This is a genomic window from Streptomyces sp. NPDC059080, assembly GCF_042739975.1.
Lineage (GTDB): Bacteria > Actinomycetota > Actinomycetes > Streptomycetales > Streptomycetaceae > Streptomyces > Streptomyces benahoarensis.
The window spans coordinates 1,750-2,352 of sequence record NZ_JBHYGX010000049.1; the positions used below are offsets into that span (position 1 = coordinate 1,750).

General features: G+C 75.6%; 1 protein-coding gene. It reads right to left on the reverse strand.

Annotated elements, in window-relative coordinates; genetic code table 11:
* Positions 1–118: 118 nt before the first annotated feature.
* Positions 119–322 carry a cold-shock protein gene (locus tag ACFWWQ_RS26365; protein ID WP_143944847.1) on the reverse strand — a complete coding sequence of 68 codons (204 nt, stop codon included), beginning with the start codon at positions 320–322 and terminating at the stop codon, positions 119–121.
* Positions 323–603: the final 281 nt, after the last annotated feature.

The following is a 603-nucleotide window of genomic DNA, read 5'->3' on the forward strand; positions in this document are numbered from 1 at the left end:
GCCCCGCGCGGGGGGGGGGGGGGGGGGGGGGTGGGGGGGGCCCCCCCCGCCCGGGGGGGGCGGCGGGGGCCCCCCCGGTCCCCGGGGGGCGGCCCCCCGTCCGCGCATCGCGTGGGCGTCAGGCGCCGACGATGTTCTCCGCCTGCGGGCCCTTGGGGCCCTGGGTCACGTCGAAGGTGACCTTCTGGCCCTCGAGGAGCTCACGGAAGCCCTGGGACTGGATGTTCGAGTAGTGGGCGAAGACGTCGGGACCGCCGCCGTCCTGCTCGATGAAGCCGAAGCCCTTTTCCGAGTTGAACCACTTCACGGTGCCGGAAGCCATAATTTTCTCCTTCATGGGGCACGGAGCCCGCACTGCGCGGACTCCCTGTCGCCGAGATGAGTGCCCGACACCGGAGGATTCCGGTAAAAACACGGAACGCCCGGGGCTACCAGCCTCCGGGCGCACACGACGTTCATGGGTACCACAACTGCAACGCGGTTCACATTAGCACAGCCCCGGGGGGGGGCGGGCGGGGGGCCCCCCCGGCCCCCCCCCGGGGCCCCCCCCCCCCCCCCCGGGCGGGGGGCGCCGCCCCCCCCCCCCCCCCCCCGACGAGCGGG